The 15,830-nt window shown below is 58.8% G+C and carries 16 protein-coding genes; 4 read left to right on the top strand and 12 right to left on the bottom strand.

Translation table 11 applies throughout. The features are described 5' to 3' along the window. Window positions 1-94: 94 nt before the first annotated feature. The 3 genes from IEW18_RS18765 to recO all read left to right on the top strand — a co-directional run bounded on the left by IEW18_RS18765 (window position 95) and on the right by recO (window position 4,112). Window positions 95-718: a thymidine kinase gene (locus IEW18_RS18765; RefSeq protein WP_188559416.1), complete on the top strand. Its 624-nt coding sequence runs from the start codon at window positions 95-97 to the stop codon at window positions 716-718. A 119-nt stretch (window positions 719-837) separates the two neighbouring features. Beyond that, window positions 838-3,207, top strand: coding sequence for a type IX secretion system anionic LPS delivery protein PorZ (porZ, locus tag IEW18_RS18770; protein WP_188559417.1), 2,370 nt, complete (start codon window positions 838-840; stop codon window positions 3,205-3,207). A 182-nt stretch (window positions 3,208-3,389) separates the two neighbouring features. Continuing rightward, window positions 3,390-4,112 (top strand): DNA repair protein RecO, encoded by a 723-nt coding sequence (recO, locus tag IEW18_RS18775; RefSeq protein WP_188559418.1) that lies wholly within the window; start codon window positions 3,390-3,392, stop codon window positions 4,110-4,112. 99 nt (window positions 4,113-4,211) lie between these two features. On the opposite strand, the gene IEW18_RS18780 is transcribed toward recO, so the two are convergent. The 7 genes from IEW18_RS18780 to IEW18_RS18810 form a co-directional block, all read right to left on the bottom strand. Next, window positions 4,212-5,183, bottom strand: a complete 972-nt coding sequence (locus IEW18_RS18780; protein ID WP_229728850.1) for an FKBP-type peptidyl-prolyl cis-trans isomerase — start codon at window positions 5,181-5,183, stop codon at window positions 4,212-4,214. 138 nt (window positions 5,184-5,321) lie between these two features. Beyond that, complete coding sequence (locus tag IEW18_RS18785) at window positions 5,322-5,714, bottom strand: FKBP-type peptidyl-prolyl cis-trans isomerase (RefSeq protein ID WP_188559419.1); 393 nt, start codon at window positions 5,712-5,714, stop codon at window positions 5,322-5,324. Between the two features lie 99 nt (window positions 5,715-5,813). Continuing rightward, complete coding sequence (locus IEW18_RS18790) at window positions 5,814-6,359, bottom strand: FKBP-type peptidyl-prolyl cis-trans isomerase (RefSeq protein WP_188559420.1); 546 nt, start codon at window positions 6,357-6,359, stop codon at window positions 5,814-5,816. 45 nt (window positions 6,360-6,404) lie between these two features. Beyond that, on the bottom strand, window positions 6,405-7,310 hold the full coding sequence (locus IEW18_RS18795; RefSeq protein ID WP_188559421.1) for an FKBP-type peptidyl-prolyl cis-trans isomerase: 906 nt from the start codon (window positions 7,308-7,310) through the stop codon (window positions 6,405-6,407). A gap of 103 nt (window positions 7,311-7,413) precedes the next feature. Continuing rightward, entirely contained in the window at window positions 7,414-7,920 is a 507-nt protein-coding gene (locus tag IEW18_RS18800; RefSeq protein ID WP_188559422.1) for an FKBP-type peptidyl-prolyl cis-trans isomerase, read from the bottom strand. Between the two features lie 98 nt (window positions 7,921-8,018). After that, window positions 8,019-9,068: an FKBP-type peptidyl-prolyl cis-trans isomerase gene (locus IEW18_RS18805; RefSeq protein WP_188559423.1), complete on the bottom strand. Its 1,050-nt coding sequence runs from the start codon at window positions 9,066-9,068 to the stop codon at window positions 8,019-8,021. 47 nt (window positions 9,069-9,115) lie between these two features. Further along, window positions 9,116-10,159: a DHH family phosphoesterase gene (locus IEW18_RS18810; protein WP_188559424.1), complete on the bottom strand. Its 1,044-nt coding sequence runs from the start codon at window positions 10,157-10,159 to the stop codon at window positions 9,116-9,118. A gap of 264 nt (window positions 10,160-10,423) precedes the next feature. On the opposite strand from IEW18_RS18810, the gene IEW18_RS18815 reads away from it, so the two are divergent. Next, window positions 10,424-10,843 (top strand): nucleoside-diphosphate kinase, encoded by a 420-nt coding sequence (locus IEW18_RS18815; protein ID WP_110978668.1) that lies wholly within the window; start codon window positions 10,424-10,426, stop codon window positions 10,841-10,843. A gap of 159 nt (window positions 10,844-11,002) precedes the next feature. On the opposite strand, the gene IEW18_RS18820 is transcribed toward IEW18_RS18815, so the two are convergent. The 5 genes from IEW18_RS18820 to IEW18_RS18840 all read right to left on the bottom strand — a co-directional run bounded on the left by IEW18_RS18820 (window position 11,003) and on the right by IEW18_RS18840 (window position 15,688). Further along, the gene (locus IEW18_RS18820) at window positions 11,003-12,115 is read right to left on the bottom strand and encodes an AAA family ATPase (RefSeq protein ID WP_188559425.1); all 1,113 of its coding nucleotides are present in this window, start codon (window positions 12,113-12,115) and stop codon (window positions 11,003-11,005) included. Window positions 12,116-12,288: 173 nt separating this feature from the next. Next, entirely contained in the window at window positions 12,289-13,569 is a 1,281-nt protein-coding gene (locus IEW18_RS18825; protein ID WP_188559426.1) for a nucleoside permease, read from the bottom strand. Window positions 13,570-13,850: 281 nt separating this feature from the next. Further along, window positions 13,851-14,459: a superoxide dismutase gene (locus IEW18_RS18830; protein WP_188559427.1), complete on the bottom strand. Its 609-nt coding sequence runs from the start codon at window positions 14,457-14,459 to the stop codon at window positions 13,851-13,853. Between the two features lie 108 nt (window positions 14,460-14,567). Beyond that, a complete protein-coding gene (locus IEW18_RS18835; protein ID WP_188559428.1) occupies window positions 14,568-15,014 on the bottom strand; it encodes a nucleoside deaminase in 447 nt (148 codons plus the stop codon). A 110-nt stretch (window positions 15,015-15,124) separates the two neighbouring features. Next, on the bottom strand, window positions 15,125-15,688 hold the full coding sequence (locus tag IEW18_RS18840) for a hypothetical protein (RefSeq protein WP_188559429.1): 564 nt from the start codon (window positions 15,686-15,688) through the stop codon (window positions 15,125-15,127). Between the last annotated feature and the right edge of the window lie 142 nt (window positions 15,689-15,830).

Genomic DNA, 15,830 nt, shown 5'->3' on the forward strand with positions numbered 1-15,830 from the left:
TGCTAGTATCCGGAAGCAAACTCGTAATTTCGGTACTGCGCTTGCCCACCGGCTGGTCAGCCCCGTATTTGCTCACCTTCTTACCCACTCTCCTGTGTTTATCGAACCCCGCGTCGGTACCGGCCGTGATATTGCCCGCCGGGGCTGGATTGAAGTTGTGTGCGGCTCCATGTTTTCCGGCAAGACTGAGGAGCTGATCCGGCGGCTGAACCGGGCCAAGATTGCCCGCCAGCGGGTCGAGATTTTCAAGCCCGCCCTCGATACGCGCTACCATGCCCAAGACGTGGTGTCGCACAACCAGAATAGCATCCGCTCCACGCCCGTGCCCGTGGCCCAGGAGATGCTGCTACTAGCCGCCGGCTGCGACGTAGTAGGCGTAGATGAAGCGCAGTTCTTCGATGAGTCCTTGGTGGAGGTGTGCGTGCAGCTGGCTAACCGCGGCACCCGTGTCATCGTGGCCGGCCTTGATATGGACTACATGGGCCAGCCCTTCGGCCCCATGCCCGCCCTGATGGCCGTGGCCGAGTTCGTGACCAAAGTGCACGCTGTATGCGTATGCTGCGGTGAAATAGCCTCTTACTCCTTCCGCGTGACGGCTTCGGAAAGCAAGATCCTGCTCGGCGAAACCGATGCCTACGAAGCCCGCTGCCGCCACTGCTTTCAGGAAGGCATGCGCGAAAAAGCAACCGAGCCGAGCAGTCAGGCGGAGGCGCGCTAACCGCGGGGGCCGACTCAGAACCAGTCCCGAGGCGGCCCGCCCTACTCGGCAGCACTAAAGCCCCGCTGGCGGCGTTATCTTGCCACTGCATCTTGTAGTAGTGCCGTACGTATCTGCCGATGACTCTAGTGTTACGCCTGCGCCGGGGGGCTACCCTCGCGGCTTTCTTCCTGACCGTTTCTGCTTCCGAGGTTCGTGCCCAGTCCACGGCCGGCTACGGCGACTGGCAGCTCCATTTGCCCACCAACCGGGCCAAGGCCCTGGCCGAAGTAGGCGACCGGGTGTACGTGGCGGCCGAAGACGCCTTCTTCTACTTCGATAAAGGCCTGAACACTACCCAGCTCCTGTCGCGCCGCGACGGTTTGCACGACGTGGGCGTGAACACGCTGGCCTACGACTCCGTCAGTCAGCAGGTAGTGGTGGCCTACCGCAACACGAACCTGGATATTCTGCGCCTGAAGGACGGGGCCATCCTGAACCTGACGGATATTCTGCGCAAGGAAATTAGCGGCACCAAAACCATCAACCACATTCACGTGGCGGGCAGAATGGCCTATCTGTCGTGTAGCTTCGGCATTGTAGCGCTGGACCTGACCCGCCTTGAAATCCGGGATTCGTACACCAATATTGGGCCGGGCGGTACGGTAGTGCGGGTGTATGCCACGGCCGTGGCCGGCAATCAGCTGTTCGCCGCAACTTCCAATGGGCTGATGCGCGCCCCGCTTGCCGGCAACCTGCTCGACTACCGCGCCTGGACTACCGACCTGCCTAACCGTGGCGGCGACTCCTTCCGCACAGTGGCGGTGCAGAGCGGGCAGGTTTTCGCCGGCAGCATCGGCGACCAGCTCTACCGCTACAATCCGGCTACCCCCGCTACGGGCTGGCAACCCGTGGCCCCTTCCCTGCGGGGCGCGGAGTTCCGGCAGCTGACTGCCTCGCGGGCCGGCCTGCTCGTGACTGATAACACCAAGGTATCGGTGCTGAACCCGGCTACTGGCGCGGTAACGGCCACGCTGCGGCCCGCCCTGCTGCGCGACCCGCGCGCCGCCCTCCGTACCCGGGAGGGCGCCTACTTCCTGGCTGATTTCGCCAGTGGCCTGCTGAAAACCACGGACGGACAGCAGGCGCAGCAGTTTATTACCAATGCTCCGGCCCAAGCCCAAGCCTACAGCGTCCTAGCCGACGCCCGCAGCAATACGGTGGACATCTTCAGCGGGGGCTACTCCGACCGGTACCTGCAGCGCGACTACCGCCGCGGGTTTTTTGAGTATAAAAACGGGCAGTGGACTACCATTGATACGGTGAACCTGCCTTCAACCACGTTTCCCAATCCCGTCTATCCCAACCCCAAAGACTTGTCGCGCGGTACTCGCACTCCCGACGGCACGCTGTACATCGCCAGCTACGGCAACGGACTGTTGGAATGGAAGGGGCCCGGCAAGTTTCGTCTGTTCAACCCCACCTCCGGCTTGCCTAACCCGCTGCGTAGCGCCATCAGTGACCCTAACTACACCCGCGTAACGGATGTAACTACTGACGCTGAAGGCAAGGTATGGGTAGTCAATAGGCACCAGGTAGCAGGCCAGTCAGGCTTGTTTGTCTTTGATCCGGTAGCTTCTGCCTGGACGATTGTGCCCTACTTCGGGGGCAGTGAAAACCTGGAGCGCCTCGTGCTAGACGACGCCGGCAACGCGTGGGTATCGAGGGCACGGGCTCCCATTGGTACGACGCTGGGGCTTAACGTGCTCAACCCGACCACTCGGGAAAACCGCTACTTTGGGGTCAGCGACGGCCTACCCGACGGGGAAATTTACGACTTGGTGAAAGACCGCCAGGGCTACATTTGGGCCGCTACCCTGAAGGGGCCGGCCGTATTCAGCGACCTGGGCGGCATCTTCAACTCAGCGGAGCCGTTGGGGTTTACCACACCCATCGTGCAGCGTGGCGAAGGCACTGGCTTTGCCGCGCTGCGGGACGAAGCAATTCGCGCTATTGCCGTGGACGGGGGCAACCGCAAGTGGTTTGCCACCGACCGGGGCCTGTGGCTTTTCAACGAAGATGGCAACGAGGCCCTGGCCCACTTCACCACCGCAAACAGCCCCCTGCCGTCTGACCGGATTGTGGACGTGGAAGTCAATGACAAAACCGGTGAGGTGTTCGTGGTAACCGATGCCGGGGTGGTGTCTTACCGCGGGGGCGCTACCGTCACGGAAGGCAAGCCCAGCTGCGCCAGCGTGTCGCCAAACCCCGTTCGCACGGACTTTACGGGGCAGGTAGGCATTTCCGGGCTGTCCAACAACGCCTCGGTCAAAATCACGGATGTGGCGGGCCGGCTTGTTTACCAGACGCGCGCCAATGGTGGCACTGTTACCTGGAACCTGGCCGATTACAACGGCCGCCGGGTGCAGTCGGGCGTGTACCTGGTGCTGTCTTCGGATGCTGATGGCAAGAATGGCTGCGTCAGCAAAGTGGCCGTAGTGGAACGCTAAAGCTGAATTCCGCCTGAATTTTGCTGCGCAGTACGGAGCCAATCCGGCCTTGCTGGTTGTTCTACCTTATCAGAGCCGAACTTCGGTAGCCCGCCGGTGCTTCGCTACAATGCTGCGGCCCTGCGCTATGGGCTGCCTCTACCCGGCAGGTCGGTTCATCATTCACCAGTAGCCCTTACTTCATGCTTATCAAAACCCGTGGTATCGTTCTGAGTTACATGCGCTACCGCGAAACCAGCATCATTGCGCGCATTTACACGGAGCAGTTGGGGCTGCAGAGCTACGTTGTGAACGGGGTGCGCAAGGCCAAGCCTCCGGGCCGCATTGCCTTGTTTCAGCCCTTCACGCCGTTGGAGCTGGTAGCCTACACCTCCCGTAGCGGGGGCCTCACCCGCCTTTCCGAGTACCGCTGCGCCGAGCCGTTCCGCACGTTGCCCTACGACGTGCGCAAAAGCAGCATTGCTTTGTTTCTGGCGGAAATTACGGGTCGGGTGCTGCAGGAAGAGGAAAAGAACGAGCCGCTGTTTACGTTTCTGCACGACTCCATTCTGGCCTTCGACCGGCAGGAGGAGGGGTTTGAGAACTTTGCCCTAGTGTTTCTGCTGGGGCTCAGCCACTACCTAGGCTTCGGCCCCGAAAACGGCGAGCAGATTACTTCTCAGGTGGCCTTTGCCTCCGAGGTGCCGGGCGGCGCGGTTAGCTCCAGCGCCACGGCCATGCGTTTCCAGGAATTCGAGGAGCACTTCGACGCCCTGCTCCGTACGCCTGCCACTGCCGCCATTCCCAACGGGCGCGTGCGCCGGGAGCTGCTGGGCGTACTGATTCGCTACTACCAACTCCACGTAGAGCACCTAGGCGACATCCGTTCCTTGGCCGTCCTCTCGGAGGTACTGGCCGAGCTGTAAGCGGGTACGCCAACGAAATAGGCTTAAACAAACGGGTCCGACTCAGCAGTTGAGTCGGGCCTGTTTGTTTAAGCGAGACGGACAAGGGTCAACGGCCGTTTACTTGACGCCTACCAACTCCACATTAAAGCGCAGCACCGCATTCGGGGGAATGTCGCTGCCGGCGCCGCGCGGACCGTAGGCCAGGCCAGAGGGAATCAGCAGAATGGCTTTGCTACCCTTGTTGAGCACGGCAATGCCCTGGTCCCAGCCGGGAATTACCTGGCCCGTGCCCAGGGGAAACTCGATGGGCTTGTTTCCATTCCGCTCCGAAGAATCAAAAACTTTCCCGTTGAGCAAGAGACCTTTGTACAGCACCGAAACCGTTTGTCCCTTCTTGGGCTTGAGGCCGGTGCCAGCCTTGGTCACGACGTAGTACACCCCACCCGGGGTTTTCAGCGCCTTTAGCTTGTTTTGCTTGAGGTAGGCCAAAATGCGGGCATCGTCCTTGAGTTTCTGCTGGGCGGCCTGCTTTTTAGCTTGTTCCTGAGCCAGCTGCATCTGCTGCTGCATTTCCTGCATGGCTTCGGCCTCCGTCTGTACTTTTTCCGCCTTGGCTAGCACTGTAAGCGTTGAGCCGGCCCGGCGAACAAACGGCGGCACCGGCTGGCGAAACGACTTGGCAAACACCGTATCCACGTTCAGGCGGAACACACCCGAGTCGCCGGGCTGCAGCAAGGACAGGGCTTCCTCCACGCCGCCGGCCTGCCCGCGCCGTATCGTGTCCAGGGGCACGCGCACGGGCTTGCCGCCGCCCTGCCGCCGGGAGTGCATCAGCACCGAGTCCGTAGCCGTGCGGAACTCCAGATGCAAGCTCATGATGCGGCCCACGCGGGCGGCGTAGGCGGGGTCGCCGGTGGCGGGCAGGGCTGGGCGCAGCACGTACCGCCCATTTTCGCGGCGGTAAATTCGGTACTCCAGGCCGGAGCGCAGCTTGTTGAAGGGCGCGGGCTCACCCTGAAAGCTCATCAGACCAGCCACCAGCAGGACGGCAGGCGCAAGCAGGCGCCAGCGGGACAAAGGAAGTTGCATACAAGTGAAAAGGATTCAGTGGCCTCAAGATACGGGCTGGCCCGCAAGTCAGGGCCGGGTTAGGTAGCCGCATCAAGAGCCGCCTTCGGTTTATCTAAACCAAACGGCCCACCAGTGTGCTACTAGTGGGCCGCTTGTTTACTTTATTTTCAACACTTCCAGCTCGAACACCAGGTCTGCGTTGGGCGGAATCAGGTAGCGCTGCTCGTTGTCCGGGTCTTGGCGGCCTTCCGAGCCGTAGCCCAGCGCCGCCGGAATCCAGACCCGGGCCCGGCTGCCCTGGGGTAGTAGCAGCAACACTTCGTCCCAGCCTGGTACCACTTCCCCGCGACCGGCCCGCACTTTCAACGGCCCGCCTTGCTTCACGGAGGCATCGAAAATATGCCCATCCGTCAGAAAGCCCGTGTAGTGTACGGTTACTTTCTCGCCGGCGCGGGCCGTAGGGCCACTGCCCGGCTGCCGAATCAGGTAGCGCAGCCCCGAAGAGGTAGTAACAGCCCGGGCCAGCAAGCTGTCAGTGGTGGTGGGCACGGCAACGGGTAGTACCTGCTGCGCCTGCGCCCAAAAGGGCAAAGCACTCAGAAGCAAGCTTATAATGCCAAGGTACGGGTGCCGCATAGAAGTTGCTGGTTACTGAACGTCAAGGATCTCAAGGTCGAAAAGCAGGGGCGTATTCGGGAAAATGGCGGCCGAGCCATTCGCGCCATAGGCCAGATATGACGGAATTAGCAGCAGCTTCCGGTCGCCCTTGCGCATTTGCAAGGTGGCCGTGTTCCAGCCCGGAATAACTCCTCCAGCCTGCCCGTTAACGAAGCCAAAGCAGCCGCAGGCGGTTCGGTTATTACTGGAGGCGTCAAACACCTGCCCGTCATTATTGGCACCAATAAACTTGCCGATGTATTTGGTGTTCACCTTGTTGCCAGCCTTAATCAGCGGGTTGCTGGTTGGCCCATCGACCACTGGTACTAAGTAAATTCCCGAAGGTAGGCGGGAGTAGTTGGTGATGTTGTGCCGGGTGAGATAGGCCTGAATCGTGGCGTCGTCAGCTTTTCTCTGGTCTTCTTCCAGTTGGCGGGCCTGCTTGATATAGTCAGGCTCGGTGTTGCAACTGGTGAGGGCCGGCACAGTAACGAGCGGCAAAGCCAATAAGGAGAGGGCCAGCGCAAACTTCTTCATGGGAAAACGCAAAAGGTAACGAACTACTGTTTGTTTTGTCTTAATTTACTTGATATCAGCCAGTTCTACGTCGAAGCGCAGGATGGAATTCGCCGGGATTGTGCTGACGGCTCTGTTCCCGTAGGCCAAATTCGAGGGCAGCAGCAGAATGGCCTTGCTGCCCTTGTTTAACAGGGTAAACCCTTCATCCCAGCCGGCTATTACCTGCCCATTGCCGACCACAAACGAAAACGGGCTAGCAGCTGAGGTATTGCTGTCAAACACTTTGCCGTCTAAAGTAGTGCCCGTGTAACGGGCTGCGGCCGTTTGCCCTTTCTTGGCATTGGCGCCAGTGCCGGGCTGGGTAATGGCCACGTACAGGCCCGAAGGCTGGCGCTGAAAACCCGTAAGCTTTTTGTCAGCAATGTACTTCTGAATGGTGGCCTCGTCGCGGGCGGCGTAGTCGATAGAGGCGGCAACATCCACGACTTCCACATCAAAACGCAGGACCGTGTTGGGCGGAATCGGGCCAGCACCAACCTCGCGGTAGGCCAGGGCCGAAGGAACCAGGAAAGTAGCTTTAGCTCCTTTGTTAAGCAGGGTGAAGCCCTCTTCCCAAGCCGGAATCATGATATTTTGGCCCAAGGGAAAATCCAGCAGGTTGTAGGAGTTGGTGTTGCTGTCGAACACATTTCCGTTGAGGAAGCTGCCGCTGTACTTGGCCGATACTATTTGGTTTTTCTGAGCCGTCGGGCCGGTGCCGGGCTGGGTAATAGCCACATACAAGCCCGAGGCCTGGCGCTGAAAACCAGTCAACTTATTATCGGCAATGTACTTCTGAATGGTTGCTTCGTCGCGGGCGGCATAGTCGGTGTTGTCTTCCTTCTGACAAGCGCCTAGCAGCAGCGCAAACAAGCCCAGCAGTAGCAGAGGTAGCCGAGCCAACCGGGAGCGGAATAAAGCGGTGTTCATCGTGTGATAGAGAAAGGAGGGGTGTTGCAACTACCAAGCAGAAACTGGTGCGGCAAAGTCGACCGGCACCCGGCCTACCTGCCCGTGGCAAGTTGTCTGGGCTTTACTTGATGTCGGTTACTTCTACATCAAAGCGCAGAATAGAGTGCGCCGGAATAGAGGGCCTTGCCTGGGCGGCGTACGCCAGCTCAGACGGTATCAGCAGAATGGCTTTGCTACCCTTGTTGAGCAGGGCAAAACCCTGGTCCCAGCCCGCAATAACCTGCCCCTTGCCGAGGACAAACGAAAACGAGCCCAGCGTATTCATATTGCTGTCGAACACATTCCCGTCGAGGGTGGTGCCCTTGTACTTGGCCGAAACCGTTTGGTCGGCTTTGGCAGTGGCCCCGGTGCCGGGCTGGGTAATGGCCACGTACAGGCCCGAAGGCTGGCGCTGAAACCAGGTGAGCTTGTTGTCGGCAATGTAGGCCTGAATGGCGGCCTCGTCGCGGGCGGCGTAGTCGGTGTTGTCTTCCTCCTCCTTCTGGCAAGCCGCCAGTAGCAGGGTAAACAGGCTGAGTAGCAGCAGGGGTAGGCGAGTTAATCGGGCGCGGAAAAAAGCGGTACGCATACGCAAAGGAGAGAAAGCAGTATAGTTAACAAGAGCAAAAAGCCCCCGACCCGGTTGCACCGGACCGGGGGCTTTTCTGGGGGCGCTAACCAGCGGGATTATTTACCCTGCTGCTGGCGCTGCATCTCTTCAATCTGACGCTGAATGTCGGCCGGGTTAGGCTGACCAGCGGGAGCGGCCGGCGCGTTTTTCACGTCTACCAGCTCCACGTCGAAGCGCAGGATAGCATCGGCGGGAATATTAGCGCCGGCACCACGCTGCCCGTAGGCCAGCGAGGACGGAATCAGCAGCACTGCCTTCGAGCCCTTGTTGAGCAGCGGAATGGCTTTGTCCCAGCCGGGAATGACCTGGCCTACCCCAATCGGGAATTCGATGGGCTTGCCCTGGTTGCCCTTGGCGGAGGAATCGAACTCCTTGCCATCGAGCAGGGTGCCTTTGTACTGCACTGACACCAGCTGGCCCTGCTTAGGCTTGGGGCCGGTGCCGGGCTGCGTTACGGCTACGTACACGCCTGAAGCATCCTTTTGGGCGCTTAGGTTGTTTTTCTTGATGTAGTCCTGCAGGGTTACGTCGTCCTTCTTAAGCTGGGTCTCGGCGTAGGCTTGCATTTTCTGCTGCTGCTCTACCTGCATCTTCTGCACGTCGGCCATGGCCTCGTCGCGAGTCTGGACTTTGTCCACCTTCACGTACATGGTCATGGTGTTACCGGCTTTCTTCATGAAGGGCGGCACCGGCTGGCGGAACGACTTGGCGAAGATAGTGTCCACGTTGAAGCGGAACACGGCCGAGTCGCCGGGCTGCAACAGCGAAATAGCTTCCTCCAGACCGCCGCGCTGCTCCTTCCGCACCGAGTCCAGGGGCACCCGCACCGGGAAGCCCATTTGCTGCTTGCGCGAGTTAAACAGGATAGAATCCTTGGCCGTGCGATATTCCACGTGCAGAGCCATGATTTTGCCTACCCGGTCTTTGTAGGTAGGGTCACCTTCGGCGCTTACCTCACGGTCATCGTACTTGCCGTTGGTGCCTTTGAAAACTTTGTATTCAATCCCCGATTTCGTCTTGCTGAAATCACCGCCTTTGTTGCAGGAGGCGAGGCCCAGGACGCCGGCAGCGAGGGCCAGGCTCAAAAGGTTGCGTTGAAGGAGCATGAAAGGGTTTAGCGTTAAAACGGAATGTGGGCCCAAGTTACACCGAATTATACCGATGGCGGCGTAATGGCCAGCGGAGCCGTTACCAGTTGGGTTTGATATTGCGGTAGCAGCCCTAAAAAGCGCTGTACAGTGTCTTCCAGCGGGTCGTGGCTGATACCACCGGCGGCATTGTGGTGGCCGCCGCCCTGGAAATGACGGCGCGAAAACTCGCTTACCGAGAAGTCACCTACCGAGCGGAAGGAAATCTTCACTGCCTGGGGCCGGTCGATGAGAATGGCGGCAAACACAATGCCTTCGATGCTGAGCGCGAAGTTGACCAGTCCTTCCGTGTCGCCGGTTTTAGAGTGGTACTGGCGCAGCTCATCGGCCGTAATGGCAATGTAGGCCGTGTTGTATTCGCGCAGCACCGTGAGCTTGTCCTTCAGCACGAAGCCCAGGAAGCGCAGACGCTCCTCGGAGTGCGAGTCGTAGATGCGGCGGTGTACATCGGAAAGGTTGATGCCAGCGCTGAGCAGCTCGGCAATAATCAGGTGCACGTTGCGGGAAGTGCTGGGGTGGCGGAACGAGCCCGTGTCGGTCATAATGCCGGCGTATAAACACTCCCCAATGCCGGTGTCAATCAGGTCCTGGTCGCCTAGGTCCCGAATTACTTCAAATACCAGTTCGGCCGTAGCGGCGGCTTTGGAGTTGGAGTAGTCCAGGTCGGCGAACTGCTCCGGCTCCTGGTGGTGGTCAATCAGGACCTTGGTGCCGGGGGCGTTGCGGATGTATTCGCCCAGCTCATTGATGCGGCCCAGGCAGGAGAAGTCGAGGCAGAAGAGCACCTCGGCCGTCCCGATGATGTCGCGGACCTGCGCGTCGTTTTCGCGCGGCTCATAGACCACTACTTCGTCGTTGCCGGGCATCCAGGCCAGGAAGTTCGGGTAGTCCGAAGGGGTCACGACCGTAACGGAGTGGCCCTTCTTGCGCAGGTAACCGGCCAGTCCCAGCGACGAGCCCAGGGCGTCAGCGTCGGGCTTGTGGTGGGTGGTGATGAAAATCTGTCGGGGTTGCGCCAGCAGCTCCTTCAGCTCAGATATTGTGGACATTGCCTACGGGGTAGGTGACTGAATTTCGGTCGATTAGGCCGCGTACAAAGGCGGCAAAAGTCGTAAATAATCTGGGTTCCAACAAAACACCTTTTGGAAAGGTGCGTTTAAGGCGGTCAATGCCCGCTGGAATAGCAAGACACTTTTGTGGAATGCTTCGGTTCCACCTCGCAATGCCGGCTAAACCCGCTACTTTTGCCCCCGCAAACAGGCAATGCCTCGCGCGCAGCATCTCATTTCAACCCCAACTATACGACAGAGCCCATGGCCACGAACCGCACGTTCACGATGATTAAGCCCGATGCTACCCAGGAAAACCACATTGGTGGCATCCTGAGCATGATTGAGGAAGGCGGCTTCCGCATCGTTAGCCTGAAGAAAGTACTGCTGACCCCGGAGCGCGCCGGCCAGTTCTACGAGGTACACAAGGAGCGCCCTTTCTACGGCGACCTGGTTAAATATATGTCCTCGGGCCCCATTGTAGCGGCTATCTTGGAGAAAGACAACGCCGTGGCTGACTTCCGTACCCTGATTGGCGCTACCAACCCCGCCCAGGCCGCCGAAGGAACCATCCGGAAAAAGTACGCCAAGAGTATCGAAGCCAACGCCGTGCACGGCTCGGATTCCGACGAAAACGCGCAGATCGAAGGCAACTTCTTCTTCACGGCCGACGAGCAATTCTAAGTCTGCACTGCTTCTACTGGAAGGTCCAATTGCGGCTTCTGGCTTAGCGAAAACAACAAAAAACCCGCTCCACAGCCTTGTGGAGCGGGTTTTTTGTGTGCCATAAACAGACTGTTTATAGACTGATTATATACCAATCTAAAACTTAAGCCAGCGTGCCTAACGGCTGAAACCAATGCGGCTCCCATTCACTGTCGTCTCAAAAATAGGTGCGTCGCGGTTGTAAATGTCGGCTAGGGCCAGAGGGGTAGTAACGGGCTCCGTTTGTCCTAGGGAAGCGGCCAGGGCCTGGGCCTTTTCCTGCACGAGCGGCTGGAAATGGTAGGCCGCAATCAGGCGGCCTTTACGCAGCAGGGCGCTATCAATGCGGGCCAGATCCGTGTTGAAGGTGCACACTATCTGAATGTGGAAGCAGTCAGCCAGCAGGCCATCTGAGAGGTTGAGCAGGTTGCTGACGGCGCTGCTGCCGCGGCCCCCGTCGCGCTTGAGCAGGAGCTCCTCGGCGTCCTCAATGAGCAGCACGGAGTTGGTATTGTCGTGCAGCAGGTTGATAAACTCCGGATCGGCAATGCGCGGGGCCAGGTTGGGCGGAATGAACAGCTTGGGCTTGTCGGTGAGGCCGCACAGGTGACGGATGTAGCTGGTTTTACCCGTACCCGGCTGCCCGTGCAGAATCACGATGCCCTTGTCCTGGGGCTGGCGCAGGCGTTGCACAATGGTTTCGTGGGCCGGTAGCAGGTCGTCGTTGTAGTGCGTGGCCAGGTCTACCTCCGGAATTTTGATGCTTAGGGGCGTAAACTCCAGGTCGTTGAAGGCCAAGCGCAGTACATGAATGCGGTGGCGCTCCTGCTCGCCGGCGTCGAGCAGGCTGGTGAGCACCTTCGTGACGCGCTCCAGTTCCTGCCGGTCGGTGTCGGGAGAGTAGAACACAAACGCGCCCCGGTCGCCGTAGCCGCTTCGGTCGCCGAACAGCAGCAACAGCTCCGGGGCCAGCAGCAGGGCCGTCGTCAGTACCTCCGGGCCTTCGCCCGCTTTTTCATAGGATTGGGTGTGGGCTACCAGGCAGGCTTCCAGGTCATAGGTGGTGCCTAGCTCCGTGAGTAAAGTTTGTCGGTCAGCCTTGCCTGAGAGCTGAAAGTTCAGGCGGCGCGGCAACTTGCCGTAGCGCTGGTAGAAATACCGAACGGGCTGAAAGTAAAAGGCCGTGTCAAACATTGACTCCAGACCTGATACAATGGCGGGGGAGGGGGGCGCGGTAGCTTGTTTTTCCAAAGTAGTGCGGGGCTTTCCGCATAGATAGGAAATTGGGGCGAATTGGCAGGATAAAGCAGCCAACTATTATGTCCCAAGGAGTTCCTCCGGAGCGAACTACCTAGCTCACATCAGACGCAAAAAGCCCCGGCGGAAACGAACCGTCGGGGCTTGTAAACGGAAGAAATCTTGCTTTACTCAACCGCAAGCAAGGGCTCGGCGTGGGTAGCCTCTACCTCCTGGGGGCTGTGCTTGTGCTTAAACAGGATGACGAACAGCACGGCAATAACCAACGCGTACAGGGCAAACGTTATCCAGATGCTGTGCCAGTCCTTGGTCTGGTCAACGGGGTTGGTGAAGTACTTCTCAATGACGATGCCGCTGACGGAGGAGCCGAGTACCGCCCCGAAACCGTTGGTCATCATCATGAACAAGCCTTGCGCGCTGGCCCGAATGGAAGAGGTCGTCTGGGTTTCCACGAACAGCGAGCCGGAGATGTTAAAGAAGTCGAAGGCCATGCCGTACACGATGCACGAAAGAATAATCATCCAGAGGCCCGAACCGGGGTTGCCGTAAGCGAACAGGCCAAAACGCAGCACCCAGGCAATCATGCTGAAGAACATGACCTGCTTAATGCCGAAGCGACGCAGAAAAAACGGAATAGCCAAGATGAACAGCGTTTCCGAAATCTGGGAAATCGACATGATGATGGCCGGGTACTTTACCGCCAGCGAGTCTTGGTAAGCTGGTACTTTGTCGAAGTCGTGGAGGAAGGTGTCGCCGTAGGCATTGGTGAGCTGCAGGGCCGCGCCCAGCAGCAGGGCAAACAGGAAGAAGGTGAGCATCTTGGGGTCGCGCAGCAGGGCAAACGACTTCAGGCCCAGGGCATCGACTAGGGAGCGGCTCGGTGTGTTCTTGGAAGGCGGCGGGCACTTAGGTAGGGTAAACGAGTACACGCCCAGCAGCAAAGCTGCACCCGCCGCTACATAAAACTGGCTGGCCGACTTTTCAAAGCCCAGCAGGCTCACCGTCCACATGGCTACAATGAAGCCGATGGTGCCCCACACCCGGATGGGCGGATAATCTTTCACTACATCCAAGCCCTCGCGCTTGAGCACCGAGTACGACACGGCAATGCTAAGGGCCAGCGTGGGCATGTAGAAAATCATGTTCAGTAAAATCACCCAGAAAAAGGTGCCCGGATCCGTTACTAAAGGTACCATGCACAGTACTACCCCACCCAGAATATGCAGGATGCCGTACAGTTTTTCGGCATTCACATACTTATCGGCAATAATCCCCATGATAGAAGGCATGAAGATGGAGGCAATGCCCATGGTAGAAAAAATGGCCCCAAACTGAGCCCCCGACCACTGCTTGGTCTGAAACCAGTAGGCACCGATGGTGATTAGCCACGAACCCCAGATAAAAAACTGTAGAAAGCTCAGGATAATGAGACGCAGCTTGGTACTCATGCAAATGCCGTTGGGAAAGGAAGGGGGAACATAATTTTGATCCTAAAGATACAAGAAATCCTTCCGGTGAAATGGGCCGGTAAATCCCTGCGGCGGAGAAAAGGCCCCTGGCAAAACCCTGGCTTAAGACAGCAGCCTTACCAGTTGGCAAATCGGGTCCGGCATGGCCGGCGGGGCTGAGAAAGGCCAGCTGGGAGCTGCGGACAGGCGGCTGCACGGCCCCAAAAAAGAAAGGCTACCGTTTAGGGTAGCCTTTCCAGATACAGCCGAGAATGCAGCAGTTACGCTACTTCGGCGAAACGACGGTTTACTTCGTCCCAGTTGATGGCGTTGTAGAAGGCCGCAATGTAGTCGGGGCGGCGGTTCTGGTACTTCAGGTAGTAGGCGTGCTCCCACACGTCGAGGCCCAGAACGGGCGTGCCTTTGCAGCCAGTGTCAGGCATCAGGGGGTTGTCCTGGTTGGGCGTCGAGCAGATCTGCACCGAGCCGTCGGCCTGCTTGCAGAGCCAGGCCCAGCCGGAGCCGAAACGGGTGGTAGCGGCCTTGGTAAATTCTTCCTTGAACTTCTCGTAGGAGCCGAACGCCTTGGTAATAGCCTCGCCAATAGCACCGGTGGGCTCACCGCCACCGTTGGGGCCCAAGATGGTCCAGAACAGGGAGTGGTTCCAGTGGCCACCACCGTTGTTGCGCACCGCGGCCGGGGCGGCGGCAATGTTATGCATCAGCTCTTCCAAGCTCTTGCCTTCCAGCTCGGTGCCGGCAATGGCATTGTTGAGGTTGGTGACGTAGGCCTGGTGGTGCTTGGTATGGTGAATTTCCATGGTTTGCGCATCAATGTGCGGCTCCAGGGCATCGTAGGCGTAGGGCAGTTGGGGCAGTTCGAAGGCCATAACAGAAGGGTTTGATTGGTGGAAAGAGGAAGCGACGCAGCCGCTCCGGAGTACCTGCAGCTATAACCGCCGCGGTGGCCCCAGGGTTACGGAAGCGGCCAAAAGTAGCTATTTCCGCTTTTGCGCAAAGAACTCCCGCATCAGCTCCTCGCTCTCATTGCTCAGGATGCCGCTCACCATCTCGGCACGGGGGTGCAGCAAGTTGCCGTGGCGCCGAAACCCAAACTTTGGCTCCGAGGCCCCATACACTACCCGCCGCACCTGCGCCCAGGCCGTGGCACCGGCGCACATCACGCAGGGCTCCACGGTTACGTACAGGGTGCAGTCGGTGAGGTATTTGTTGCCCAGGTGGTTAGCCGCCGCCGTCAGGGCCAGCATTTCGGCGTGGGCCGTCACGTCCTGGAGCTTCTCGGTTTGGTTGTAGGCCCGGGCAATAATGCGCTTATCCAGCACGACTACCGCCCCAATCGGAATTTCCTCTTCTTCGAAAGCGTAGCGCGCCTGCTTGAGCGCCTCCCGCATGTACTGCTCGTCGGAATAAAGCGAAAGGGTCATGGGCGGTAAGATAGTGAGGTAGTGAACAAGTGAGGTTAAGGTTCGGTTGGCGCAAACTACGCTGGTGGCATCAATAGAACAGCCAACCCACTAGTTCACACCTCACTATCTTACTTCATTGTCACGCTGCTCATTACGGCCTTGGCAACGGGCTGCCACTGGGCTTGCTCTTCGGCCGGGGCCACGAAGGTAAAGACGTAAAGCTGGTCGCCCTCGATGGCGTACTGCACGAACTGGTACTTGCGGATGGGGGCCAGGTTGCCACCGCGGCGGTTGTCCGTAACCGTTGATACGAACTCCAAGGCCACGTAGTCGCGCTTATTTACCGTGCGGATGTCTTCCTGCAGAAACTGCACTTTCGAGTACATGTTCTGAATGCTGGCCTTGTAAATCTTCAGCAGCAGGGCGTAGTCGCGGTTGCTGAAGGTAGTAGGCTTCTGGGCCACGCTCAGGTCGATGCGGCCGCTGGGGTTGCTGAACACAGCCAGGGGCTTACGCGCCGCCGGATACTTGGCCGCAATACCATCGTCGGGCAGCGCCGCAAAGCCTTCGGGCACTCCCAGGGTAATATTCTGGCCGATGGGGGTTTTCTTGAGTTTGGGGCCGGCAAAAGCTACCAGGGCGCCCAGTACGAGCAGCAGGGAGGCAAGGCGGAAAAAACGGAAAGGTATCATAGTCAAGGAAGGGTAGGAGGGTGCAACCTACTAGGTCTAAAGCAAACCGCAGGGGCTTAGCAAACGCAAAGCTCCGAAGCCATAACGACCCCGGAGCGCAAAAAATCCGCGTAAGCGTACGTCAAACAAACCGCAGAACGAA

This window comes from Hymenobacter glacieicola (assembly GCF_014640315.1).
Classification (GTDB): domain Bacteria; phylum Bacteroidota; class Bacteroidia; order Cytophagales; family Hymenobacteraceae; genus Hymenobacter; species Hymenobacter glacieicola.

Bases quoted from the DNA above. Each gene is read 5' to 3' on its own strand.
- IEW18_RS18830 (WP_188559427.1), bottom strand. From the start codon at position 14,459: ATGGCCTTCGAACTGCCCCAACTGCCCTACGCCTACGATGCCCTGGAG.
- IEW18_RS18840 (WP_188559429.1), bottom strand. From the start codon at position 15,688: ATGATACCTTTCCGTTTTTTCCGCCTTGCCTCCCTGCTGCTCGTACTG.
- IEW18_RS18780 (WP_229728850.1), bottom strand. From the start codon at position 5,183: ATGCAACTTCCTTTGTCCCGCTGGCGCCTGCTTGCGCCTGCCGTCCTG.
- porZ (WP_188559417.1), top strand. From the start codon at position 838: ATGACTCTAGTGTTACGCCTGCGCCGGGGGGCTACCCTCGCGGCTTTC.
- recO (WP_188559418.1), top strand. From the start codon at position 3,390: ATGCTTATCAAAACCCGTGGTATCGTTCTGAGTTACATGCGCTACCGC.
- IEW18_RS18825 (WP_188559426.1), bottom strand. From the start codon at position 13,569: ATGAGTACCAAGCTGCGTCTCATTATCCTGAGCTTTCTACAGTTTTTT.
- IEW18_RS18815 (WP_110978668.1), top strand. From the start codon at position 10,424: ATGGCCACGAACCGCACGTTCACGATGATTAAGCCCGATGCTACCCAG.
- IEW18_RS18800 (WP_188559422.1), bottom strand. From the start codon at position 7,920: ATGCGTACCGCTTTTTTCCGCGCCCGATTAACTCGCCTACCCCTGCTG.
- IEW18_RS18805 (WP_188559423.1), bottom strand. From the start codon at position 9,068: ATGCTCCTTCAACGCAACCTTTTGAGCCTGGCCCTCGCTGCCGGCGTC.
- IEW18_RS18835 (WP_188559428.1), bottom strand. From the start codon at position 15,014: ATGACCCTTTCGCTTTATTCCGACGAGCAGTACATGCGGGAGGCGCTC.
- IEW18_RS18810 (WP_188559424.1), bottom strand. From the start codon at position 10,159: ATGTCCACAATATCTGAGCTGAAGGAGCTGCTGGCGCAACCCCGACAG.
- IEW18_RS18795 (WP_188559421.1), bottom strand. From the start codon at position 7,310: ATGAACACCGCTTTATTCCGCTCCCGGTTGGCTCGGCTACCTCTGCTA.
- IEW18_RS18790 (WP_188559420.1), bottom strand. From the start codon at position 6,359: ATGAAGAAGTTTGCGCTGGCCCTCTCCTTATTGGCTTTGCCGCTCGTT.